General features: G+C 35.6%; 1 protein-coding gene. It reads left to right on the top strand.

The features are described from left to right. Window positions 1–17: 17 nt before the first annotated feature. Window positions 18–292: transposase (locus KH400_RS30535; RefSeq protein ID WP_217228813.1), on the top strand; the 275-nt coding region annotated here is incomplete at its 3' end.

The following is a 292-nucleotide window of genomic DNA, read 5'->3' as shown; positions in this document are numbered from 1 at the left end:
CCTTAGGGGGAGTATTTTTGTCCAATAAATATTATTCTAGTCAGTTTAAGAATGAAGTAGTGACTGCTTATAAGAACCAAGATTTTAAAGTTAAAGAATTGCTGGAAAGATATCAAATACCGGATGTTACCTTATATAACTGGGTAGAGATATTTGAGAGTGATGGCTCAAATGGATTTGAGGACTCTAGAACGCGGAAAGCATATACTAAAGAGCTAAAAGAAGCAGCCGTGAGGGATTATTTATCGGGGAAACACTCTCAATATGAGATTGTTCGAAAATATGGAATCTC

Origin of the sequence: Desertibacillus haloalkaliphilus, from assembly GCF_019039105.1 — a bacterium.
Classification (GTDB): domain Bacteria; phylum Bacillota; class Bacilli; order Bacillales; family KJ1-10-99; genus Desertibacillus; species Desertibacillus haloalkaliphilus.
Note: the sequence above shows the minus strand (reverse complement) of the source record. Positions and strands in the feature narration are given on the sequence as shown.